Annotated in this window: 17 protein-coding genes; 8 read left to right on the forward strand and 9 right to left on the reverse strand. The window is 71.3% G+C overall.

The genetic code is table 11. The features are described from left to right. Positions 1 to 117 precede the first annotated feature (117 nt). Complete coding sequence (locus DSY14_RS06195; RefSeq protein WP_211715489.1) at positions 118 to 582, forward strand: MerR family transcriptional regulator; 465 nt, start codon at positions 118 to 120, stop codon at positions 580 to 582. Positions 583 to 688: 106 nt separating this feature from the next. Further along, on the forward strand, positions 689 to 1816 hold the full coding sequence (locus DSY14_RS06200) for a hypothetical protein (protein WP_211715490.1): 1128 nt from the start codon (positions 689 to 691) through the stop codon (positions 1814 to 1816). A gap of 25 nt (positions 1817 to 1841) precedes the next feature. Here DSY14_RS06200 and DSY14_RS06205 read toward each other — a convergent pair whose 3' ends face one another. The 4 genes from DSY14_RS06205 to DSY14_RS06220 all read right to left on the reverse strand — a co-directional run bounded on the left by DSY14_RS06205 (position 1842) and on the right by DSY14_RS06220 (position 5560). Then, positions 1842 to 3167, reverse strand: a complete 1326-nt coding sequence (locus tag DSY14_RS06205; RefSeq protein ID WP_211715491.1) for a protein kinase — start codon at positions 3165 to 3167, stop codon at positions 1842 to 1844. A gap of 215 nt (positions 3168 to 3382) precedes the next feature. Next, positions 3383 to 3559 (reverse strand): Trm112 family protein, encoded by a 177-nt coding sequence (locus tag DSY14_RS06210; protein ID WP_211715492.1) that lies wholly within the window; start codon positions 3557 to 3559, stop codon positions 3383 to 3385. 40 nt (positions 3560 to 3599) lie between these two features. Further along, a complete protein-coding gene (locus DSY14_RS06215; protein ID WP_211715493.1) occupies positions 3600 to 4967 on the reverse strand; it encodes a phosphomannomutase/phosphoglucomutase in 1368 nt (455 codons plus the stop codon). 191 nt (positions 4968 to 5158) lie between these two features. After that, positions 5159 to 5560: a DUF3499 domain-containing protein gene (locus tag DSY14_RS06220; protein ID WP_211715494.1), complete on the reverse strand. Its 402-nt coding sequence runs from the start codon at positions 5558 to 5560 to the stop codon at positions 5159 to 5161. Positions 5561 to 5825: 265 nt separating this feature from the next. Between DSY14_RS06220 and DSY14_RS06225 the strand changes: the two genes are divergently transcribed. After that, positions 5826 to 6176 (forward strand): metallopeptidase family protein, encoded by a 351-nt coding sequence (locus tag DSY14_RS06225; protein WP_211715495.1) that lies wholly within the window; start codon positions 5826 to 5828, stop codon positions 6174 to 6176. A gap of 415 nt (positions 6177 to 6591) precedes the next feature. Here DSY14_RS06225 and DSY14_RS06230 read toward each other — a convergent pair whose 3' ends face one another. From DSY14_RS06230 to DSY14_RS06245, 4 genes are all read right to left on the reverse strand, one after another. Beyond that, the gene (locus DSY14_RS06230) at positions 6592 to 8253 is read right to left on the reverse strand and encodes a DUF5719 family protein (RefSeq protein WP_211715496.1); all 1662 of its coding nucleotides are present in this window, start codon (positions 8251 to 8253) and stop codon (positions 6592 to 6594) included. Continuing rightward, entirely contained in the window at positions 8254 to 11706 is a 3453-nt protein-coding gene (locus tag DSY14_RS06235) for a glycosyltransferase family 2 protein (protein ID WP_211715497.1), read from the reverse strand. A gap of 330 nt (positions 11707 to 12036) precedes the next feature. Continuing rightward, positions 12037 to 12324, reverse strand: a complete 288-nt coding sequence (locus DSY14_RS06240) for a WhiB family transcriptional regulator (protein WP_211715498.1) — start codon at positions 12322 to 12324, stop codon at positions 12037 to 12039. 240 nt (positions 12325 to 12564) lie between these two features. Beyond that, positions 12565 to 13983: a hypothetical protein gene (locus tag DSY14_RS06245; protein ID WP_211715499.1), complete on the reverse strand. Its 1419-nt coding sequence runs from the start codon at positions 13981 to 13983 to the stop codon at positions 12565 to 12567. 249 nt (positions 13984 to 14232) lie between these two features. On the opposite strand from DSY14_RS06245, the gene cofD reads away from it, so the two are divergent. The 4 genes from cofD (at position 14233) to DSY14_RS06265 (ending at position 19383) form a co-directional block, all read left to right on the forward strand. Continuing rightward, on the forward strand, positions 14233 to 15216 hold the full coding sequence (cofD, locus tag DSY14_RS06250; protein WP_211715500.1) for a 2-phospho-L-lactate transferase: 984 nt from the start codon (positions 14233 to 14235) through the stop codon (positions 15214 to 15216). After that, positions 15213 to 16508, forward strand: coding sequence for a coenzyme F420-0:L-glutamate ligase (locus DSY14_RS06255; RefSeq protein ID WP_211715501.1), 1296 nt, complete (start codon positions 15213 to 15215; stop codon positions 16506 to 16508). The genes cofD and DSY14_RS06255 overlap by 4 nt, the downstream gene beginning before the upstream one ends. Positions 16509 to 16631: 123 nt before the next feature. Beyond that, complete coding sequence (locus tag DSY14_RS06260) at positions 16632 to 18221, forward strand: Na+/H+ antiporter (protein ID WP_211715502.1); 1590 nt, start codon at positions 16632 to 16634, stop codon at positions 18219 to 18221. 148 nt (positions 18222 to 18369) lie between these two features. Next, on the forward strand, positions 18370 to 19383 hold the full coding sequence (locus tag DSY14_RS06265) for a chitinase (protein ID WP_211715503.1): 1014 nt from the start codon (positions 18370 to 18372) through the stop codon (positions 19381 to 19383). A 105-nt stretch (positions 19384 to 19488) separates the two neighbouring features. Here DSY14_RS06265 and DSY14_RS06270 read toward each other — a convergent pair whose 3' ends face one another. Continuing rightward, positions 19489 to 22116, reverse strand: a complete 2628-nt coding sequence (locus tag DSY14_RS06270) for a bifunctional FO biosynthesis protein CofGH (protein ID WP_211715504.1) — start codon at positions 22114 to 22116, stop codon at positions 19489 to 19491. Between the two features lie 195 nt (positions 22117 to 22311). On the opposite strand from DSY14_RS06270, the gene DSY14_RS06275 reads away from it, so the two are divergent. Continuing rightward, a complete protein-coding gene (locus DSY14_RS06275; RefSeq protein ID WP_211715505.1) occupies positions 22312 to 23259 on the forward strand; it encodes a lysylphosphatidylglycerol synthase domain-containing protein in 948 nt (315 codons plus the stop codon). The last annotated feature ends 88 nt before the right edge of the window (positions 23260 to 23347 follow it).

The following is a 23347-nucleotide window of genomic DNA, read 5'->3' on the forward strand; positions in this document are numbered from 1 at the left end:
GTCAAGTCGTGGTGGCGACCTCGATTCTAGGCCCGCCTTCCACCCCTGGTCACAAAGCTGACTTTGGATTGTCAGATTTGCTCCGTACACAGGTCGCTGTGGGTTACAGTCGCGTGCATGGCCGCCCGTCACGACCTTCCCACCGAGCCCAGCGATCCCATCGATCCCGTCCCGGTGCCGATCTCGGTGGCCGCCGAACGGGTCGGCGGCACGGCCCGCATGCTCCGCTATCGGGAGGCGCTCGGGCTGCTTCCCCGTACCCAGGACCCGCCGACCGGGCGCGGGCACCGCCATCGCCGGTTCACCGAGGAGGACCTGCGCACCATTCGCGCGGGTCTGGAGCTGGAGCGCGAGTTCGACATCCCCCCGGCCGCCCTGTCCTTCGCCCTGCGGGTCCTGGCCGAGCCCGAGGTCCTGGCACGGGTCCGCGCGCACGGCGAGCGGCTGGGACGGCTCGCCCCGGCGCCCACCCGCGCTCTGGACTTCGAGAAGGAGAAGGCGATGCGTCTGCTACACGCGCGTCGGCCTTCCACATCAGTCCCCTCAGAACCTTCTTCATCGCAGGCCCCACCGACCACATGACGCACTTGGATCACTTTGGTTGACCGGAGGCCACGGCCGTCACCGGACACCCAGACCAACCACCCGGCATGTTTTGGCAAAGTGCCCACGGGCTACGTCAAGACTCGTGGACAGCCAACTCGGCGCCCCGGTCTGGGAGTCTCTTCCGGACCGCGTGCGCGATGAACTCACGGACGTTGACCGCCTGCGGGCGATCTGGGCACAACACCGCCGGTGCCGGACCCCGGAGGACCGGTCGGCGGCCCGACGCGCCCTCACACACGAACGTGTCCGGGCGTGGGGGGATGATCCCGCGCTCGCGGAGCTGTTGCTGTTCGACGCCGACGAGACGGAGCCGCCCCTGACCGGGGACCGGATCGTCGAACTCTGCGCCCCGGCCGTACGGTCGTCCGCGGCGGAGGGCGCCCTGGGAACCCCTCCGTCACCCGAGGAGGCCGGCGCCCTCGCGGAGGCGGCGATCGTGCCCGCGCACCCGGTGGTGCGCGCCGCCCACGTCTACGCCGCGTGCGCCCGCGGGACGGCCGACGAACACGTGCTCCCCGACACCGACGGCTCCCTGCCGCTGCTCCCCTGGATCCTGGCCTCCCACGTGCTCCAGCGCGCCGACCACCCGCCGCTGTTCCTGGACCCGCGCAGCCCCCCGCCCCGCCTGCGTTCCCGGCAGGACGAGGCCGAGCACTTCGCGGAGCTGGTCGTGCACTTCGCCCGGTCGGTCCGGGGCGCGTTGCGCGCGGAGATCGGGTGGAGTCCGGGGTCGGTTCCGGTGCCCGACGGCCCGGTGTCCCCACTGGCGGCGGTCACCCGCAGGCGCGTTCTGGACTACGTGCGTTCGCGCAGTGCCCCGGTCGCGCTCATCCTGCGCGCCCTCGACCCCGAGGCCCGCGCCACCGTCACCTCAGGGGACGGGCGCGTCACCGAGGGCACCGCCCCGCGGGCGCCGCTCACCCCCGGTGCCGCGTACTGGTGGGCGCGTCTGGAGCTGGAGGTGGGCGAGGCCTCCCTGTCCCTCCACGTGGTGGTGCAGGACGTGGGGAGCCCGCCGTCGGGGGTGCTGGCGGTGACCGCGGACGCCCGACTGATCACCCCGGACGGGGTGCAGGAGGCCCTGCGGATGTCGGACGGCGACAGCGTCACGGTGATGCCGAGCGACTGTGTCGACGACCGGTGGCCTCAGGTGCGCGACCTGGTGGACGAGGCGGTGTCGCGCTCGATGAACGAGCTCACCCGGGTCTGACCGTCGCGCCCCGCGTTCCGCGGGATCAGCCGCTGATCGCCAGGATGAGCAGGAGCAGCAGCAGGATGACGATGGTGATGAGCACGAGCGGGATGACCCAGCCCTGCTGCAACACCGAGTCCTTCTGCTGCTGCGGGTACCGGGCGAAGGTCTGGTTGGGATTGGGCCCGCCGGTCATCCTGGGGTTCACGCCGTGCTGCTGCGGCGCGTGGGGCTGCAGACCGGGCCGCGGGTCGGACGTGCCCGGGTGCATGGCGTAGCCGCCGTGGCGCGGGTCCGAGATCATGGGGTGGCCGGGCATCCCGGGGCGCGGGTTGGACGTGCCCGGGTTCATCAGGCCGGGGTCGGGGTTGGACACCGCGGGGTTCTGGCCCAGGCGGGGGTCGGAGACCCCCGGCGGGTAACCCATCCCGGGGTGGGGTCCGGTCGACGGGTACTGACCCTGGTGGGGCTGGACCGGCGGCAGCGGCGTCCCATTGAGCAGACCCGTCTGGGCCACTTCCTGGCCCTTCTCGAAGGCCTCGGAGGTGTCGGCCTCGTCGGACTCGTGACCGAGCAGACGCATGAGGAGTCGCTGTGCGTTGGGGCGCTTGGAGGGGTCCTTGTCCAGGCAGGACTCGACGACGGGGCGCAGCGCCTCGTCGAGGCCGTCCAGGTCCGGCGGGGCGCTGACCACGCGGTGCACCACGGCGGGGACGGTGTCGGAGCCGAAGGGCGCCTTCCCGGTGGAGGCGAACGCGATCACGCTGCCCCACGCGAAGATGTCGCACTTGTCGGTGATCTCGCGCCCCTCGATCTGCTCCGGCGCCATGTAGGAGGGCGTGCCGACGATCGAGTTGGTCATGGTGGCGGTGCCGTCGTCGACCCGGGCGATACCGAAGTCGATGACCCGTGGCCCGTCGGGCCCCAGCAGCACGTTCCCGGGCTTGAAGTCGCGGTGGACGATGCCCGCCTTGTGGATGGCCACCAGCGCCGTCGCGGTGGACACGGCCAGGCGCTGGAGCGCGGCCCCGCGCACCGCGCGCCCCTTGGCGACGGACTCCTGGAGGTCCTTGCCGGGCACGAACTCACTGACCACGTAGGGCGGGTCGTGGTCGAGCCGGGCGTCGATGATCGCCGCGGTGCAGAAGGACGCGACCCGCTGTGCGGCCCGCACCTCCTTCTCGAACCGTTTACGCAGGTCGGTGTCCTGCGACCACTGGTCGTTGAGAACCTTGACCGCGACCTTCTCGCCCGTGGGGTCCTCCGCGAGGTAGACGACGCCCTGACCCCCCTTGCCCAGACGCCCGGTCACGCCGTATTCACCGAACGCGGAGGGGTCGCTCGGCAGTAGCGATTCGGAACCGGGCATCGGTCTCCTCCTGGGAGGTCGTCTCGTGCGGGGCGCACAGGACCAGGGTACGGGCAGGGTACGCCGGTGCCGTCACCTTTGCCCTGAGGGGTCCGTTAGGCCGCCGACCGACCGGCGTACCCCCTATGACTGCCGCAACCGTGAGATCGTTCCGCTTCGACCCGTACCTTTTTCGATCCCGTCACAGGCGCCCCGCGCGGAGCCCGACCGTCGCCCTAGGAGACCTTGCGCGCCTCGTCGACGAGGAGCACCGGGATGCCGTCCCGGATGGGGTAGGCCAGACCGCTCTCGTCGCAGACCAACTCGTCGGTCTCGGGGTCGTGGCGCAGCGGGGCCTGGCTCTGCGGGCAGGCCAGGATCTCCAGCAGCCAGCCGTCGATCTTCGTGCTCATGGTTCTCGTTCCTCGTGTGCTGGCCTCGTGTGAGGCTGGTTCAGGCGCGGACGATGGCCAGGACGTCGTCCCGCAGACGCGTCACTCCGGTGTCGTCGGCGGCCTCCACGTTGAGCCGCAGGAGCGGTTCGGTGTTGGAGGCACGCAGGTTGAACCAGGACCCGTCGGGCAGGGTGACGCTGAGGCCGTCGAGTTCGTCGACGGTGACACCGTCACGGCCGGCGAACGCCTCGCGTACCGCCGCCATGCGCCCGGAGGCGTCCTCGACCTCGGAGTTGATCTCACCCGAGGCCGCGTAGCGGGAGTACTCCTCCGTGATCTGCGAGAGCGACCGTTGGTCCGCCCCGAGGACACGGAGGACGTGCATCGCCGCGAGCATACCCGTGTCGGCCCGCCAGAAGTCCCGGAAGTAGTAGTGGGCGGAGTGCTCACCACCGAAGACGGCCTCGGTCTCGGCCATGGTCGCCTTGATGAAGGAGTGGCCGACCCGGGTGCGCACGGGCGCGCCGCCGTTCTCGGTGACGATCTCGGGGACGGCGGCGGAGGTGATGAGGTTGTGGATGATGGTGGCGCCCGGTTCGCGCCGGAGTTCCTGGACGGCGACCAACGCGGTGACGGCGGACGGGGGGACCGGCTCGCCCCGCTCGTCGACGACGAAGCAGCGGTCGGCGTCACCGTCGAAGGCCAGGCCGATGTCGGCACCGGTCTCGCGCACCTTGGCCTGGAGGTCGACCAGGTTGTCGGGGTCCAGCGGGTTGGCCGGGTGGTTGGGGAAGGTGCCGTCCAGCTCGAAGTACAGGGGCACGACGTCCAGCGGGAGGCCCTGTTCGAGGACGGCGGGGACGGTGTGGCCGCCCATGCCGTTGCCGGCGTCCACCACGACCTTGAGCGGGCGGGAGCCGGACAGGTCGACCAGACCGCGCAGGTACTCGGCGTAGCCCGGCAGCAGGTCCTTCTCGGTGACGGTGCCCTTCGGGCCCTCGTGCTCGGGCACACCCGCACCGTTCAGGCTCTCCTCGGCGAGCCGACGGATGTCGTCCAGGCCGGTCTCACCGCTGATCGGCGCGGCCCCGGCGCGGCACATCTTGATGCCGTTGTACTCGGCCGGGTTGTGGCTGGCGGTGAACATGGCGCCCGGCATGTCGAGGGACCCGGAGCCGTAGTAGAGGAGGTCGGTGGAGCCGAGTCCGGCGAACACCACGTCCACGCCCTGGGAGGTGGCCCCGTCCGCGAAGGCGTGGGCGAGTTCGGGCGAGGAGGGGCGCATGTCGTGGGCGACCACGACGGAGGGCGCGTCGACCACACGGGCGAAGGCGGCGCCGACCGCCCGGGCGATGTCCACGTTGAAGGTGTCCGGAATCACACCGCGCACGTCGTATGCCTTGAAGATGCTTCCGAGGTCAGCCACGTCTGCTCCGGCCAGGTCGGTTCTGCCACGAGTTCGGTCCCGCGCCCGGACTCCGGGCGCCCGTCAAAACTAGCAAGGGACCGGGCGAGAACCCCATGGGCACCGCCAGAAGTATCGTGCCGCGAACGTCACGCCCGGCCCACGGTGTGCCCGGGCCGGAACCGGCCACCGCCCCGCACCGGAGCGCGCGGTCAAGCGTGCGGGCGGCGGGGGTCGCGTTGGTCGGTCCGATCGGACTTGACCACGCGCAGGTGACCGCGGCGCAGGATCTCCTGACCCTCGCCCACGGGCTCCCCCGGGTACGGCTCGGAACGCGCCGGCGGGCGCGCCGCCTCACGTACGGCGTCGGCGAGCGCCTCCAGGTCGTCGCTGCCGGGACCACCGCCCGACGTCTCGACCGGCAGACGGACCACCTCCCAGCCACGGGGCGCCGTCAGGCGTTCGGCGTGGACGGCGCACAGGTCGTAGCAGTGCGGTTCCACGTAGGCGGCGAGCGGGCCGAGGACGGCGGTGGAGTCGGCGTAGACGTACGTGAGCGTGAAAACGGCGGGCTGCCTGCACGCAGTGCGGGAACAGCGTCGAACATGGCTCACAGCGTTCGACTGTATGCCTTTACCGAGGGACACGCCAGCATCGTTCCATGACCTACGGGGTATTTGGTGCCGCTTCTTTACCTCGGTCCGGGTCACGGGAACCCCGCCCCCGTACCCGTTCGCGCGATCGGGACGAGAAGGGGGACTACGCGGGCGGCCCGTGATGGCTTAGTCTCGAAGTGTGCGACGAGTGCGTCTTTCCAGTGGCCAACCAGACCGAGTCCGCCGCCGGGACCGCCGCGGCCGAGGCATCCGCGGCCCTCTCGTGCCCTCTGACCTGCCCGTGTTCCGGAGTCGAGCGCAGGCCTTCGACGACCTCGTCCTGGACGCGGTCGAACGCCTCGAGCGTTTGTGGGCACGGGAGTTGGCGAATGTCGACTTCCTCGTCGAGGACGTCCCCCCGCTCCCGCCCCACGGCCGGCCGACCGAGACGATCCCCTTCTCCCGCCTGGAGACCGACCCCGAGGGTCGGGCGCGGATCATCGTCTACCGCCGTCCGGTGGAGATCCGGACCAAGGACCCCGACGAGATGGCCCTCCTGGTCCACGAGACCGTGGTCGAGGAGGTCGCCAACCTGCTCGGGGTGGAACCGGAGTCCGTCGACCCGGAAGGGTAGATCGCGGGACCGTTCGGCCCGAGCCCCCACCGGTCGTGCCCACCCGCACGGCCGGTCGTGCACCGTGCGCGCGAACGGACACCTCCCGGTACCCGGGACCACCAACGCCGACCGGTGCCCCTTCGGGTGAGCCGACGACCGCCGGTCACGGCGGTGCCGGAGCCTGCGCACCGCACCTACGCCACAGGGGTGTTCTGTGAACGCACAGACCCCCTGACCCAAGGGGGGTATCGGTTCGGGCGCCGGCGGGCCCTGCTCTCTGAGAACCCGTGGAGGGTGCGTAGGTGGGATCGCGAGGAACGATCCCTCCCACCGCAGAACCCGAAGGTTCCCGCCGTGCCGTGGGGCGCCCGAACACCGGCCGAAGCGCAGCGGGGGTCCAAGGGGAACACAGCGGGGCCCGAGCGAACACCACTCAGGGAACCACTCCCGTCACGCTGTCCCGGACCACGGGCAGGCGGATCTCCGTGGGCGCCGGCCGCACCGGCAGGACGCTGATCCCCGATCCCGAACGCAGTACGCGAGCCGCGTACACCGGACCGGAGTCCTCCAGCACCTCGAGACGCACCGCGTAGCCGTCCTCCGGGTCGATGCCCGCGGGCGGGCCCCACCCGTCGGTCTCGGTGCCGAAGACGTGCGTGGTGCCCGCGGCGACCTCGGCGCGCACGGCGTCACCCATGCTGCCGTCCGCGGCGATGGGGGTGGCCACGACCCGTGCGTCGGAATCCGGAGCTCCCAGGATCACCTCCACGTCGACCCCCTCCGGCATGTCCGGGATGACGGCGGTGCCGTTCAGAGGGCCGGTGAGCGGGTCCACGGCAGCCGTGTAGGCGGTTTCGACGACGTCCGCGTCACCCCCTCCCGATCCGGCCTCCTCGATGATCATCCCGACCACGACCGGAGCGTCGGCCTCCACCACGACCGTGCCCGGCAGACCGCCCAGGGCGCTCTCCAGGGTCATCCACGCGGAGGCGGCGGGCGGAACGTTGAGGACCATCGGGTCGTCGGGGGTCCCGGCACCGTTGCCGTCCTCGTCGGTCTCCTCGTCGTCCTCGTCCTCGTTCTCGGGACGTTCCCCGGGGACGACGTGGGCGCGGACCTCGACGGGTGCGTCCCCGGGCGCGGCCACGACCAGTCGCCGGACCCCGTCACCACCGGGGAGGCCGGGGATGACGTGTGCGACGTCGGGCGCCGAGGTGGGGGCGACCCAGTCGGTGTGCCCCTCGGTGTGCTCGGCCAGCAGGGAGGCGGCGACGCGTCCGGTACTGGTCCGCACGTGCACACCGAGGGAGCTGGTGTTCTGGATGAGTTCGGTGACGTCCACGGTGGTCGACTCCCCCGGCCCCAGGTGGATGCCACGGCTGTCGGGAGAGTACGAGGGGCCCTCCGCGGTGTAGATGTCGATGCTCGTGGTGGCCCGGAACTCCTCGGGGTTGCTCAGGTGGACCGTCAGGGTGTCCAGTGCGACACCGTCGGCGCCACCCGCCCCGGGCAGGGCGAACCAGGTGCCGATGCCCGGTTCGACGCAACGGACCTCGGTGACGGCGTCGTCGGACACCGTGGTCTGAGCGGCGTCCAGGCCGGAGGCCAGGGAGCCTTCGGCGTTCAAGGCCGTGGGCAGGGTCACGTCGCCGGTGTCGGTACGCCAGACCCGGCCGGGTTCGGTCAGTTCCTCACCGAGGAGTGCGCCGCGTTCGTCGGCGTCCTCGTCCGAGCCGCCCGGGGACTCCCGAGCCGCGTCCTCGTCGTCGTCCGCATCCTCGTCCTCGGCGTCCTCGTCCTCGTCCTCCGCGTCCTCCTCCGTGGTCTGGGTGACCGGGACGGCCCACAGGGCGCCCTCGTCGTCACGGCCGACCCGGGGGGCGAACGCCGCCACCGAACTCTCCGCACCGTCGTCCTCCGACGCGTGGGGCGCCGGGCACACGCGCGCGGCCGATTCCGGGCGGACGGTGCCCGGTTCGGACACCCCCAGCTCGGGGCTGATCGGTCGGATCGCGAAGGCCACCCCGAACAGGGCCAGCAGGGCCAACGCGACCAGCCCGAACAGCGCGAACCGGTTCTCCACGATCAGTCGCATCTAACCCTCCCTCTCGTCGTCGACGGCGTCCGTGTCGGTGCGGGCGTCACGTGTGGTGCCGGCGCGGCGTCGGCCTCCGGACTTGCGGGAGCCCGCACGCCGGGTGCCGCGTGTGCCACGACGCCGGCCCCCGACCACGGGAAGGGACCCGGTGGTGGTCGGCCCGGTGTCGGGTCCGTCGTCGACGTCCGGTGGGGCGTCGTTCCGCGCCGAGGTGTCGTCCTCGGTCTCGGTGTCTGCGCGGACGCGCCGTCCTCGGCCGGGGGCCAAGGGTCCCTTGCGCGGACGGCGGGGGCTCGGCATCGGGGTGGCCTCGATGAGTCGGCGTTCCTCCTCCGTGCGCACGCCCGGGGCGGCGAGAACCGCCACGACCAGGAGCAGCACGCCCTGGGTGAGGACCCAGGCCTGGTGCACCAGGTCCGTGTGCCAGACCCGCAGCTCGCCACCGTTGACCGGGAGGGTCCAGGCCTGGGTCCCGTTCTCGGTGTCCACCTGGGTCAGGTCGACACCGTCGAGCGTGGCCTTCCAGCCACCGTCGGCGGGTTCGGCCAGGGCCAGGCGGCGGCCGGTGAGTCCCTCACCGACCTCGGTGGAGAGGTCGTGGGCGGAGCCCTCCACGGTGAGCGTCTCCGCGGTCATTCCGTCCTCGGCGACCACGCGCAGCGCCCCGGTGGGTTCGGCGATCCGCCAGAGCCCGTAGTGGAGCGAGAGCGACTGCCGACCCAGCCCGGGGGTGCCGTCGAGGGTGTCGACCATGGTGGCGTCCGAGGGACCGCCGAGCTCGGGGCGCGGGTAGAGCACGTACTGGATGCCGTGGTCGAGCAGGGCGACCAGTTGGTCGCCGCCCTGACCGGCGGCGAGTTCGGCCACCGCGCGGTCGACGACGGCGCGGGTCTCCGGTTCGGGCATGAGCCGTTCCTCGCCCAGGCGGGGTTCGCGGCCTCGCACCACCACGTAGTCGACACCACCGTCCTCGTCGGGCGTGACGATGAGCGTGCGGGGTTGCGTACCGTCACCGCTGACGCTCACCAGTGCCCCGGGAACGGCCGGCGTCGCGTTCGCGGTGAGGGGCCCGTCGACACCGTTCCACATCCACAGTCCGGCCGCGGAGAGCGGTGTGGCCAAGGCGAGGGCGGCCACGGTCAGCGCGAAGTACCGCTTCAGGCCCCCGACCAGGCGTCGCCGGCCCCCGCCCGCTCCGCGTGTGGGTTCGCCCTTGATCATGTCGCCGAACGCCCGGGCCGCCGTCGCCGCGGTGAGCAGTACGGCGGTGGCGGCGAAGGCGAGCGCCACCCCGGGCCAGACCTGGGCGGGCGGCCCACCGAAGTAGGGCTCGATCACGATGCGGCTGGTGAGGATCGCGATGAGTAGGCCGAACAGGGCCAGGGACCAGCCCGCCGCCACGACCATCCGGTTGCGGAGCAGCAGCAGGGAGCACAGCGCCGCGGCGATGAACCCGGCGGTCACCCAGTACGGCGGCGTTCCGGGCCCACCCGGGGACAGCATGAGCAGTTCGACGGGGGTGGCACCGGGGTCGGACAGCTCGGGCCGGTGGAGGCCCGCCTCCAGCAACCACAGACTGGGGTGGGTGAGGAGTTCGAGGGTCCAGGGCATGAGCAGGACCAGTGGCACGCCCAGCCCGATGGCGACGCTGACGTAGATGCGCCGGCCCAGGTGACCGAAGGCGACCGCGACGAGCACGCCGGTGACCAGGCACAGCAGCCACACGAGCGGGACGAACGCGGTGGCGATGGTCAGGGTCAGGCCCAGCCCCCAGGCGGCCCGCCTGGACGACTTGGGCGGCATGGACACGAGCCGGACCAGGAGCAGCCCGAGCACCGGCAGGAGGGCGTGCACCAGGGCGGTGCCCAACCGTCCCTGAGCGACCGCGCTGGTGGCCATGGGGAGCAACGCGTAGGCGCCGGCCATCCACAGGCGGGCGGGGCGGTAGCCCAAGACCTGCCGCGCCAACAGATAGGCGGTCAGACCGGCCAGGGGGACGCATCCGAGCAGGATCACCATGACGGCGACCCAGGGCTGCCCCAGCGTGAGGGTGGAGAGCAGCGCCAGGAAGCCCACGTAGGGCGGGACGGGACCGTCCGTGCCCACACCGCTGTCGGGGTGCGCGGACAGGTACAGGTTCCACAGGTCCGCGGCGTTGCCCGCCACGGGCGGCAGCGCACCGCCGGCGAGCAGGGTGCCGAAGAACAGTGAGCGCTCGGCGATGATCGTCACCACCGTCAACCCGATGACGAGCATCGCCCCGGGTTGCAGGATCACGCGGCGCAGGAACGAGGTGGAGTCGTCGGCCACCCCGTCCTCCTCCTCGCCCGGCGGGGCGGTGACGGCCTGGTGGCGACCGGCGGTGTTGCCGACCCGTTCACCGGTGAGGATCCCGGTGACGGCGTCGGCGAACTGCCGGGCGGCCACACCACGGGCGAGGAAGGGCCGAATCGCGCTGTAGGTGCGGCGGCGGTCGCGGCGTCGGCGGAACCTGGCCCGGGCCAGCCGGAACGGGCGGCCGTAGACGAGGGTGATCGCGGCCGCCTCGTCCAGCGCGTTGGCCGGCTGTTTGATGAGCAGGTACATGATCACCCGCAGGAGCGAGGCGATCGAGTTGCGCAGCAGTGCGAACAGCATGCCGCCGAAGGGCAGGTTGGCGAGCAGGACGAACACCGCGTGCCGGCGGTCGACCCGGCGGGGGTGGTTGCGCGTGGCGGTGATGCGCCTGCGTCGGCGGGCCGAGGCCTCCGCGTGATAGGCCACGGCCTCGGTGACCAGACGGACCCTGAGCCCGGCGCCGCCCACACGCCAGCAGAAGTCGATGTCGTCGCGGAACAACGGGAGCGCCCGGTCGAACCCGCCGAGCCGTTTCCACACGTCACGGCGGACCAGCATGCCCGCGCTGGACACGGCCAGGACCTGCCGGGTGCCGTCGTGCTGGCCGTGGTCGAACTCACGCTGTTCCAGACCGGTCTCGCGCCGTCCCGCGCCGTCGATGGTGACGCCGACCTCCACCAGGAGACGGCGGTCGAACCAGTCACGGAGTTTGGGGCCGAGGACCGCCGAACGCGGATCCTGGTCGGCGGCGGTCAGGAGCTGTTCGAGAGTGTCCTTCTCCGGGGTGAGGTCGTCGTGGATGAGCCAGATCCACTCGGTGGCGTCGTCCTCGAAACCCCGGACGGCGGTCGTGGAGCGCGGCAGGTCCAGAGCGGCCCGGACCGCGTCGCCATAGCCCGTGTCGGCGGGCAGATCGATGATCGCGTCGTCGGGGAGGTGGCCCGCGAGGATGTCGGGGCTTCCGTCGGTACTTCCGGTGTCGGCCGCCACGACGCGCTGCACGGGCCGGGACTGGGCACGCAGTGCGGACAGGGTCTCCGGCAGCCAGCGTGCGCCGTCGTGGGACACGATGACGGCGGTGACGACGTGACGGGCGGAATCCAGGTCATGCACGGCTGTGGTGGGTTCTCTCCGGGAGAAGGGGCGGCACCCGTGTCGTACGGGGCCGGCGTGTGCTCCGGCCGCTGCGGCCGGTGGGCGCGTGAGCACGCGCGTGCGTACGCAGGGGTTCGCGAGCGCTCGCGAGGGCGAGCGCGGGACATCACGATACGCCACCTCACACCATTACGGGTCTATTCGGGCCCGGGCGACGGGGCGACCATATCGGAGCATTCACACCCACCGCCGGTGAAGGCCCCCGTCCGCGTGAACACCCACAACAGTCCCCGAACATGAAAAAAGCGCGCCCGGGCTCGTGACCCGGACGCGCCTTGGCGCCCTCTCCTAGAGCATGTCCGCCAGGAAATCGAAATCTCCCCCGGCGGCTTTCTTCAACCTCCGGCGCTCGCGCTCGGAGAGTCCCCCCCAGATGCCGAAGCGTTCGTCATGCTCCAGCGCGTATTCCAGGCACTCCGCACGCACGTCGCACGACTGACAGACCTTCTTGGCCTCACGTGTAGAGCCGCCCTTCTCGGGGAAGAACGCCTCCGGGTCGGTCTGCGCGCACAGGGCGCGCTCTTGCCAGCCCAGATCTTCGTCCGAGCCGTGCGCCAGCGGGATGACCTCGCTCATGCGCACCTCCTGTTGCCCCCATTTGATGTCCCCGACCCTTTTCATCCCCCAAGGTCGGGGCGAAATCCCACATTGGAATTACACGCGAGCACATGACCTGGGGTCAAGCGCTCAGCGTGGTAATCCACTGAATATCATGTAACGGGCCTCCAACGGCAGGCCCGCGATGTCCGTTCTGTGGATTACCACGCAATTCACGTACCTTCCAAGGTGCGCTGCTGCGAGGCGAACCGGGGTGGATCAGCGCTGGCCGTCGTTGCCGTACCAGTTCGGCTGGCCGTCGGTACCGCCCTGTCCTTGCTGGTCAGAGCCGTAACCGCCACTGGAGCCGTACTGGTTCCCGTAGGAGCCGGCGTTCGGGTCGGACGGCTCGACCCCGTTGTTCTCACCGGAGTTAAAGAATCCTTCAACTCCGCCCTCGGAGGGCGTCTCCTGCCCCTGCTGCGGCTGGTTCTGGTACCACCCGTTCTGGATGGCCTCCTGAGCCTGCTGGTCGGCAGCCGGCTGCCCCTCGTAGGACTGCGGGGCGTACTGGGAGGGGTCGTAGCCCTGTCCGTACTCCGCGGGCTGTGCGGGCTGCTGGGAGGCGTCCTGGCCGTACTGCTGACCGTAGGCGTCCGCGCTGTACTGCTGCCCGTAGGCGTCGGTACCGTACTGCTGGCCGTAGGCCTGCTGGGCCGGGTCCTGACCGTAGGCCTGCTGGTCACCCGTGCCGTACTGCTGGGCCGGGTCCTGACCGTAGGCCTGCTGGGCGCCGGTGCCGTGCTGCTGCGCGTAGGCGTCCTGGCCGTAGGCCTGCTGCGCACCGGTCGCGAACTGCTGGCCGTAGGCCTGCTGGGCCGGGTCCTGACCGTAGGCCTGCTGGGCGCCGGTGCCGTACTGCTGGCCGTAGGCCTGCTGGGCCGGGTCCTGACCGTAGGCCTGCTGGGCGCCGGTGCCGTACTGCTGACCGTAGGCCTGCTGGGCCGGGTCCTGTCCATAGGCCTGCTGGTCACCCGTGCCGTACTGCTGCGCGTAGGCGTCCTGGGCGTAACCCTGCTGCGCACCGGTCCCGTACTGCTGAGCGGCGACGTCCTGGCCATAGGCCTGCTGCGCCGGGTCCTGACCGTAGGCCTGCTGGACCGGGTCCTGACCGTACGCCGGCTGACCGAAGCCCTGCTGGACACCGGCGCCCGGCGGGAAGTGCTGGGGGTACTGGGCCTGCTGCGGCTGCGCGCGCGGCACCAGAGTGGGGTCGTTGAAGGCCTTCAGCAGGGCGAAGCCGAAGAAACCGAGGACGGCGCCCTGGGCGGCCCGGGAGAGGAAGGCGGCGAACGCCAGGCCACCGTTGGGGGCGTCGATGAACCCGCTGATCAGACCGATCAGGCAGAAGAGCAGACCGACACCGGTCATGATCATCGCGGTGAGGACCACCGGGAACGCGTTGGCGCGGCTGCGCTCACCGGTCAGGACCAGTGCCACTGCGGCGACCAGCAGCAGGGTGACGGTGATGCCGTAGAAGGACGAACCGGTCCCGCCCATGGCCCCGGCGAAGCTCCCACCGATCTCGCTCGAGATGATGATCAGATCGATGAGTCCGGAGAGCATCACGACGCCCACGGACCCCAACAGGACCCAGGCCCCTGGCAGGCGCAGGCGTTCTAGTGTTTCGTTGTTCAAGAGAGGTTCCCCTCTGCTGCTTCGCCGTCGCGTCGGAGGAAGCTTGGCATATCGTCGGACTGTCGGGTGAATCGGCTCGACCGTGCGTGGACGGGACTCAAAGGGACACCGGACGCGGAGCCGATGGGGTGGGATGGCGACCGGGGCCGGAAGGTTCGCATAACGCTCGCACCGAATCGGTCACGACGGATCGCGCCCAGTGAGGGGCAGACGACCCATACGCCCATCCAGCCTGCCAGACTTGGGCGCATGCGGATAGTCGTACCGGCCGGCGGTATCGGCGGCGCGCGTTTCCTCCGTGGGCTCAAGGCCGCCCTCGGGACGGACGCGTCGACCGGCACGGACCAGGCCACAGACCACCAGATCACCGTCATCGGCAACACCGGCGACGACATCACCCTCTTCGGCCTGCGGATCTGTCCCGACCTGGACACGGTGATGTACACCCTGGGCGGTGGGATCAACGAGGAGCAGGGGTGGGGCAGGACCGACGAGACCTTCGCGGTCAAGGAGGAACTCGCCGCCTACGGGATGAAACCCACCTGGTTCGGGCTCGGCGACCGGGACACCGCCACGCACATCGTACGGGCGCAGATGATCGCCGCGGGCTACCCGCTCTCGGCGATCACCGAGGCCCTGTGTGACCGCTGGAAGCCCGGCGTGCGCCTGCTTCCGATGACCGACGACCAGGTCGAGACGCACGTCGTCGTCGAGGACGAACAGGGACGTCGCGCCCTCCACTTCCAGGAGTGGTGGATCAAGCACCGGGCCGCGCTGCCGGCCCGGGAGATCATCGGGCTCGGCGCCGACGACGCCCGGCCGGCCCCCGGAGTCCTCCGCGCCATCCGTGACGCGGACGTCGTCCTCCTGCCCCCGTCCAACCCCGTGGTGAGTGTGGGGTCCATCCTCGGCATCCCGGGGATCCGCGAGGCCCTGGTCGACAAGACCGTGGTGGGGGTCTCCCCCATCATCGGCGGCGCGCCCGTGCGCGGAATGGCCGATGCCTGCCTCACCGCGATCGGGGTGGAGACCGCCGCCGGAGCGGTCGCCGAACACCTGGGCGCGGACCTGTTGGACGGTTGGCTGGTCGACGAGGCCGACGCCGACACCAAGGTCGACGGGATCGAGGTGCGGTCCCGCCCTCTGTACATGAGTGACCCGCGGACGACGGAGGACCTCGCCCGCGCCGCCCTGGACCTGGCGCTGGAACTGCGCGGGGACGGAGAGCGATGAGCCCGGGGTTCCGGGTACGCGGCCTGGCGGGCATTCCCGAGGTGCGCGCGGGCGACGACCCGGCCGCTCTCATCGTCGACGCGGTGGCGGCCTCCGGCGATCCCCTGGTCGACGGGGACGTGCTGGTGGTCACCTCCAAGATCATCAGCAAGGCCGAGGGGCGCGCGGTGCGGATGGGCCGTGAGGAGGCCATCGACGCCGAGACCGAACGCGTGGTGGCCCGCATGGGGAGCACCCGGATCGTGCAGACCCGCCAGGGCCTGGTGATGGCCGCCGCCGGGGTGGACGCCTCCAACGTCGAGCCCGGAACGGTGTTGCTGCTGCCGGAGGACTCCGACGTCTCCGCCCGTGCGTTGCGCGCCGGGATCACCGAGCGCCTGGGCGTGCGGGTCGGCGTGGTGATCTCCGACACCTTTGGACGCCCGTGGCGGGTGGGACAGACCGACGTGGCCATCGGGGTGGCCGGACTCCGTGCCCTCCAGGACCTGCGCGGCACGGTCGACACCCACGGCAACCTCATGGAGGCCACGGTCAACGCGGTCGCCGACGAGATCGCCGGCGCCGGTGAGCTGGTCAAGGGCAAGACGAGCGCAGTCCCGGTGGCCGTGGTGTCCGGCCTGGGCCCGCTGGTCACCGACGAGGACGGTCCGGGGGCCGCGGAACTGATCCGCCCGGCCGACGCCGACCTGTTCCGGTACGGGTCGCGCGACGTGGTGCCGGCCCGGCGGACCGTGCGTTCCTTCTCCGACCGTCCGGTCGACCCGGCGTCGGTACGTCGCGCCGTGGCCACCGCGGTGACGGCGCCGGCGCCGCACCACACGACGCCCTGGCGGTTCGTCCTGGTGGAGTCGGCGCGCACCCGTAAGCGGTTGTTGGACGCCATGCTCCAGGCCTGGGTGGGCGACCTGCGCTCCGACGGGTTCACCGAGGAGCAGATCGCGCGCCGGACCCGCCGCGGCGACGTGCTGCGCGAGGCCCCGTCCCTGGTGGTCCCGTTCCTGGTCGCGGACGGCGCGCACCCCTACCCGGACGAGCGCCGGGCCGACGCCGAGCGGTCGATGTTCCTGGTGGCCATGGGCGCCGGGGTGCAGAACCTGCTGGTCGGGCTCGCCATGGAAGGGCTGGGTTCGGCCTGGATCTCCTCCACGATGTTCTGCGCGGACGTGGTCCGCGAGGTACTGGAGGTGCCCGCCGACTGGCATCCGATGGGCTCGGTGGCCGTGGGGTACGCGGCCACGCCTCCGGGGGACCGGCCCCCGCGGGACCCGGAGGACTTCGTCGTGGTGCGCTGAGCACCCGCGCACGCCCCTCGACCTCCCGACGCGCCGTCCGTTCCACGGGCGGCGCGTCCTCATGTCGCCGTCACCCCGACGGCGGCATGCTGGTCCGACGCGCGACCGTCGAAGGGGGCCCGGGTGAGCGTCGAGGAGTACGCGATCGCCACGTTGATCGTGGTGGTGGCGGTCATAGTGGGGCAGTTGATCTCCGGGCGCATCCGGGTGCCCGGCGCGGTGGTGCTGGTGGTGCTGGGGATGCTCCTGGGCGCGACCCCCTGGTTGCACTCGTTGTCCATCACCCCCGAGATCATCCTTCTGGTGTTCCTGCCGCCGCTGATCTACAACGCCGCGTTCTTCTCTTCTCCGAAGGACATGCGGGACCTGATGCGGCCGATCATCGTGATGTCGGTGGGGATGACCCTGGCCACGGCGTTCGGGCTGGCCGGGATCGTCTACCTGCTGTTGCCGGACGTGGGCTGGCCCGCCGCGATCGCGTTGGGGGCCGCGGTGGCCCCGACCGACGCCGTGGCGGCCTCCGCGATCCTCAAACGCGCGGGCACGCCACGGCGGGTGCTGACCATCCTGGAGGGCGAATCGCTGATCAACGACGGCGTGGCGCTCACCCTGTTCAGCCTGGCGGTCACCGCGATGATGCATCCCCTCACCCCGGGGGACGCGTTCCTGGAGCTGGGCAAGGTCGTGGTGGGCGGACTGTTCTACGGGGCGCTGGTCGCCGTGGTGATCGTCTGGGCGCGCGCCCGCATGCGAGACGCCTCCCTCCAGCTGATGACGGCGTTGATCACCCCCTTCGTGGCCTACATCCCCGCCGAGATGGCGGGGTTCTCCGGGGTTCTGGCGGCCGTGGTGGCCGGCTTCTACCTGGGCACGCACGGGGAGGGGCTGTTGCCGCCCCGGGTTCGGGTGAGCGGCAGAACCATCTGGGGCACGCTCGTGGGCCTCCTGGAGGCGATGCTGTTCGTGCTCCTGGGGTTGCAGTTGGACGCGGTGATCACCTCGGTGCGCGGCAGCCTCGACTTCGCGCACCTCGTGCTGGTCGCGTTGGCGGTGACCGCGACCGCGGTCGTCCTGCGCATGGTGCTGATGCTGGTCATCATCCCGATCCAGCGGTACGTGCCGCGCATGAAACTGGACGTGTCGTCGTTCCGTGAGCGCGTCGCGATCGGGTGGAGCGGTATGCGCGGGGCGGTGTCCCTGGCGATCGCCCTGTCGTTGCCCGCCACCCTGAACGGGGTCCCGTTCACCGACCGGGGCGCGTTGATCTTCGTGGCCGGGGTCGTGGTGATGGGAACACTGGTGGGGCAGGGCACGACGCTGCCGTGGCTGTTGCGCCGGATGGGGCTGACCGACGAGGGCACCCGCCAGCGGGAGTACCTCCGGGCGCAGTACGAGATGGACTGCGCGGCGGTCCGCAAGGTGGACGAGATGCTCACCGAGGGCGAGGTGGCGGAGAAGGCCGCGGACGCGATGCGGGGGCGCTACGTGCGACGGCTCGGCCACCTCAAGGAGATGCTCGACGGCGAGGACGATCTGCTGGACCGGTTCAAGGCCGACGCCAAGAGCCGGGTCGCGGTGTTGGGGCAGGTCGACGACGCTCGCCGGGACGCGCTCATGTCCCTCTACCGCTCGGGGGAGATCGACCACGACGTCTTCTCCCGGATGACGCACGAAATGGACCTGCACGACAAGAGCGGACGCTTCGACTCGTGATCACGGTCGGTACGGAGTACCCAAGAAAACTACAAACTTTCTTAACATTTCCGTTGACGGGCCTCCGAGGTAACTCTAAGGTCTCCTAACAATTACAGGCTCGCAGAGCACCTTCGTCTCCCCGCTCGACGAAAGGAAGCACCCCCGCATGCTCATCGCCCGAAACGCACGGCTCGCCCTCTTCGGCGGGCTGGCCGCCGCCACCACCGTGCTCGTCTCCTCCTGTGGTGCGTCCCCCGAGACCGCCCAGGCCGAGACCGTGTCCGACGCCGTCGAGATCCGGCAGACCGACCAGTGGCTCACCGGCTACTGGCACAACTTCGACAACGGCTCGACCGTCATGCCGCTCTCGGAGATCCCCTCCGAGTACAACCTGGTGGCGGTCTCCTTCGCGGACAACCACCCGGAGCTCGACGGCGGCATCACGTTCGAGCTGGCCTCCGACGAGCTGGACGGCTACACCGACGCGCAGTTCCGTGAGGACATCACCGCCCTGCAGGACGAGGGCCGCAAGGTGATCATCTCCGTGGGCGGCGAGCTCGGGCACGTCGACGTCACCGACCCGACCCAGGCCCAGAACTTCGCCGACACCACCTACGAGCTCATGCAGGACTACGGGTTCGACGGGGTCGACATCGACCTGGAGCACGGCATCGACGCCGCCCACATGAGCGACGCCCTGCACGACCTCAGTGACCAGGCCGGATCCGACCTGATCATCACGATGGCCCCGCAGACCATCGACTTCCAGAGCCCCGACGCCGGGTATTACCAGCTGGCGGAGAGCACCTCCGACATCCTCACCATCGTGAACATGCAGTACTACAACTCCGGTTCGATGCTGGGGTGCGACGGCAACGTCTACGAACAGGGCACCAGCGACTTCGCCGCCGCCCTGGCCTGCATCCAGCTGGAGATGGGCCTGAGCCCCGACCAGGTCGGTCTGGGTCTGCCGGCCACGCCCGACGCCGCCGGCGGCGGCCACATGCCCCCGAGCGACGTCGTCGCCGCGCTGGACTGCCTGCAGACCGGTGAGAGCTGCGGCGCGTTCTCCCCGGAGAGCCCCTACGGCCCGATCGGCGGCGTGATGACCTGGTCCGTCAACTGGGACGCGACCAACGACTACGACTTCGCCCGGACGGTCTCCGCCGCTCTGGAGTGATCCGAGCACCCGCGGGGCACTCCCACCCGCGGCACGCGGCCCCACCTCCCGGGGCCGTACCCACAAGGGGCGGGACGCCGACACCGGCGTCCCGCCCCGCGGCGTTCACACGAGAGGCAGGGTGGGACGCAGGATGCCGGGGGCGACGCCGTCGCTGGCCTCGGCGGCACGTCGGCGCTCCTCGGAGACCGGGCCGTAGGTGGTGGTGCGCTGACGCACCGGGCGCCCGGTCGGCTCCACCAACGCCTCGATGTCGCTGATCGTCTTGTAGGAGCCCTGTCCCGAACCCGCCATCCGGCTGATGGTCTCCTCCATGAGGGTGCCGCCCACGTCGTTGACCCCGCCGTCGAGGAGCCGGCGGAAGGTGTCCTCGGCGAGTTTGACCCAGGAGCCCTGGATGTTGTCGATCTGTCCGTGCAGGAGCAGTCGGGCCAGCGCGTGCACCGCGCGGTTCTCCCGGACGGTGGGGCCGGTCCGGGCCAGCCCCGCCAGGTAGATCGGAGCGCTGGTGTGCACGAACGGCAACAGGACGAACTCGGTGAACCCGGGCCGCCCGTTGCGCTCGCGCGAGCGCTCCTGGAGCGAACGCAGCAGCTTGATGTGGGCCACCCAGTGGTGCGGGGAGTCCACGTGCCCGTACATCATCGTGGACGTCGTCGGGATCCCCAGGTCGTGGGCGGTGGTGATGACGTCGATCCACTCGGAGGCGGGCAACTTGCCCTTGGTGAGGATCCACCGGACCTCGTCGTCGAGGATCTCCGCGGCCGTCCCCGGGATGGAGTCCAGGCCCGACTCACGGGCGCGGGAGAGCCAGTCGCCGATCGACAGGTTCGTTCGCGCGGCGCCGTTGACGACCTCCATCGGGCTGAACGCGTGGACGTGCATGTCCGGAACGCGCGCGCGGACGGCGGCGGCGATGTCGAAGTAGGCGGTGCCGGGCAGGTCCGGGTGGATGCCTCCCTGCATGCACACCTCGGTGGCACCGGCCTTCCACGCCTCCTCGGCGCGGTCGGCGACCTGGTCGAGGGAGAGGGTGTAGGCGTCCGCGTCGGTGCGGCGCTGGGCGAAGGCGCAGAACCGGCAGCCGGTGTAGCAGACGTTGGTGAAGTTGATGTTCCTGGTGACGACGTAGGTGACGTCGTCACCGACGGTGTCCCGGCGGATCCGGTCGGCCAGGCCGGTGAGCGCCTCCAGGGCGTCGCCGTCGGCGTGCAGCAGGGCCAGCGCCTCGGCGTCGCTCAGACCGGCCGGGTCGCGTTCGGCGCTGCGCAGGGCGGCGGCGATCTCGGGATCCGTCCGCCGGGGCACGGCGCCCTGACGGTCGACCCCGGGCGTGAGTTCGTCCCAGTCGCCGTAGACCGCGTCGAAGTCACCGCGCCGGTCCTCGGTACGGCCCTCGGTGTCGATCCCGGTGTGCAGGTCGGTGCGACCGGAGGAGACCAGGACCGCGTCGGGTTCCTGCCAGGGCCGGCCCACCAGCGGCGCGTCCTCGCGGGCCAGACCGGTGTCCGGGTCGACCAGGGCGTCGACGTGCGCGCGCAGCCGCGGGTCGATCCAGGGTTCGCCGGCCCGGATGTACTCGGGGTAGACGGTGAGGCGCTCGCGCAGGGTGAACCCCTGGTCCGCGGTGCGCGCCGCGAGGTCGTCGATCTGCGGCCAGGGACGTTCGGGGTTGACGTGGTCGGCCGTGAGCGGGGAGACGCCGCCCCAGTCGTCGATGCCCGCGCGGATCATGAGGGCGTACTCGTCCACACCGCCGTGCTCCGCGCCGATGAGGTTCGGCGGCGCCTGGATGTGGGCCTTGGGGCCCATGACCAGGCGGGTCACGGCGATGGTGGCGGCCATCGCCTCGCGTTCGGCGTCGGGACGGTGCATCATCGCGGTGTCCGGCTTGGCGCGGAAGTTCTGCACGATGACCTCCTGGACGCCGCCGTAGCGGCGGGAGACCCCGCGCATCGCGAAGATCGACTCCACCCGGTCGGCGAGCGTCTCACCGATGCCCAGCAGGATGCCGGTGGTGAAGGGGACGCTGGAGCGGCCGGCGTCCTCCAGGGCGCGCAGGCGGACGGCGGGGTCCTTGTCCGGGCTGCCGTAGTGGGGCCGGCCCTTCTCCTCGAACAGACGCCGCGAGGTGGTCTCCAGCATCATGCCCATCGACGGTGAGACCGGCTTGAGGCGTTGGAGGTCCGACCAGGTGAGCACCCCGGGGTTGAGGTGCGGCAGCAGCCCCGTCTCCTCCAGGATCATGATCGCCATCGCGCGCACGTACGAGAGTGTGTCGTCGTAGCCGCGCGAGTCGAGCCATGCGGCGGCCTGCTTCCACCGGTCCTCGGGGCGGTCGCCCAGGGTGATGAGCACTTCCTTGCAGCCCATCTCGGCGCCCTTGCGGGCGATGTCCAGTACCTCGTCCGGGGACATGTAGGGGGAGTCGACCCTGCCGGGGACCGTGGCGAAGGTGCAGTAGTGGCATCGGTCACGGCACAGGCGGGTCAGGGGGACGAACACCTTGCGGCTGTAGGTGATGACGCCGCCGCGTCCGGACGCCTCCAGGCCGGCGTCGCGTACCCGTCCGGCGTGGTCCAGCAGGTGATCGAGGTCCTCTCCACGGGCGTGGAGCAGGGTCTCCGCCTCCGTGGCGTCCAGGGTCTTGCCGTCACGGGCCCGGGCCAGCGCCCTGCGCATGGCCGACGCCGTGGGCGTGGGGATGGGGGCCGGGTCGTTCGCACCACTCATACCGGCCCACCCTACGCTCCGGGGGTGGGCCGGCCCCGACCGCCACCCGGACGGTCACCGCACCGGCCGCACGACCAGGGGCACGATCGGGCGCCGCGGTCGGGCCGCATGTACGGGCGCGTGGACCGACCAGGCCCGGCGACGGGGGCTGTGGACGACCGGGAGTGTGGGGGTGCGCACGGTTAGGCTGGCGGAGTGCTGACTCGGCTGCGACGTAACGCGTGGGTGCGCCTGGCCCTGCTGTCGGTGGTGGGCGCCTGCGCGGGCGCCGCCCTGTACGCGAACTGGAACCAGGCGCGCGAGGCCGTGTCCGCCCTCCCCCTGTGGGTCCTGCCCGCCGCGGTGCTCGCGGGCATGCTGGGGTTGGCGGCGCAGATGCTGGCCTGGCGTTCCCTGCTGGCCGGCCTGGGCTCCCCGCTGCCTCGACCGGCGGCGGCCCGGGTGATGTTCGTCGGACAGCTCGGCAAGTACCTTCCGGGGTCGGTGTGGGCGTTCGTCGCCCAGGTGGAGCTGGCCCGGGACTGGAACGTGCCGCGCGCCCGGGGGGCCGCGGCGACGTTGGTGGCGATCGCCGTGACGGTGGCCGTGAGCCTGGCCGTGGCCGCGGTGGCGCTGCCGTTGTCCTCGGCCGAGGCCGCGCGACGCTGGTGGTGGGCGCTGGCCGCGGCGCCGCTGCTGCTCGCCTGCCTGCACCCACGCGTACTGAGTCGGGGAATCGGGCTCGCGGCCCGCCCCTTCGCCCGGTTCCGCGAGGTGGTGGAGGCGGGTCCCCTGCGGATCGGGGGCGCGGCGGTGACCGCCGCCGTCGGCTGGACCCTGGTGGCCTGGGTCCCTCTGGGAACGCACGTGTGGCTGCTGACCTGGGCGGTGGGCGGTGACGCCCTGGCCTCGGCGGGTCCGGCGGTGGGCGCGTACGCGCTGGCCTGGACGCTGGGCCTGCTGGTGGTGTTCGCCCCCGCCGGCTTGGGCGTGCGCGAGGTGGTGCTCGTGGTGGCCCTGGCCCCGGTGGTGGACGCCGGTGCGGCGCTGGTGGTGGCGGTGCTCTCCCGGTTGGTGATGACCGTGGCGGACCTGGGCTGGGCGGGTCTGTCCCTGGTGCTCACCCGCTCCCCGGTGCGGCCCCCGGCCTCCGATCGGGTCTGATCGGTGTCGGGCCGGCCCGGCTCCGATCGGTGGGCGCGGGTGAGGCACGGGAACGGCGCCCGGCCGTGTCCTGGCGGTTCTGCGTCCC

It is taken from the genome of Nocardiopsis sp. MG754419 (genome assembly GCF_018207095.1).
GTDB lineage: Bacteria > Actinomycetota > Actinomycetes > Streptosporangiales > Streptosporangiaceae > Nocardiopsis.

Excerpts from the sequence above, each read along its gene's own strand:
- DSY14_RS06205 (WP_211715491.1), bottom strand. The coding sequence starts at position 3,167 with ATGCCCGGTTCCGAATCGCTACTGCCGAGCGACCCCTCCGCGTTCGGT.
- DSY14_RS06240 (WP_211715498.1), bottom strand. The coding sequence starts at position 12,324 with ATGAGCGAGGTCATCCCGCTGGCGCACGGCTCGGACGAAGATCTGGGC.
- DSY14_RS06195 (WP_211715489.1), top strand. The coding sequence starts at position 118 with ATGGCCGCCCGTCACGACCTTCCCACCGAGCCCAGCGATCCCATCGAT.
- DSY14_RS06210 (WP_211715492.1), bottom strand. The coding sequence starts at position 3,559 with ATGAGCACGAAGATCGACGGCTGGCTGCTGGAGATCCTGGCCTGCCCG.
- DSY14_RS06265 (WP_211715503.1), top strand. The coding sequence starts at position 18,370 with ATGCTCATCGCCCGAAACGCACGGCTCGCCCTCTTCGGCGGGCTGGCC.
- cofD (WP_211715500.1), top strand. The coding sequence starts at position 14,233 with ATGCGGATAGTCGTACCGGCCGGCGGTATCGGCGGCGCGCGTTTCCTC.
- DSY14_RS06255 (WP_211715501.1), top strand. The coding sequence starts at position 15,213 with ATGAGCCCGGGGTTCCGGGTACGCGGCCTGGCGGGCATTCCCGAGGTG.
- DSY14_RS06230 (WP_211715496.1), bottom strand. The coding sequence starts at position 8,253 with ATGCGACTGATCGTGGAGAACCGGTTCGCGCTGTTCGGGCTGGTCGCG.
- DSY14_RS06270 (WP_211715504.1), bottom strand. The coding sequence starts at position 22,116 with ATGAGTGGTGCGAACGACCCGGCCCCCATCCCCACGCCCACGGCGTCG.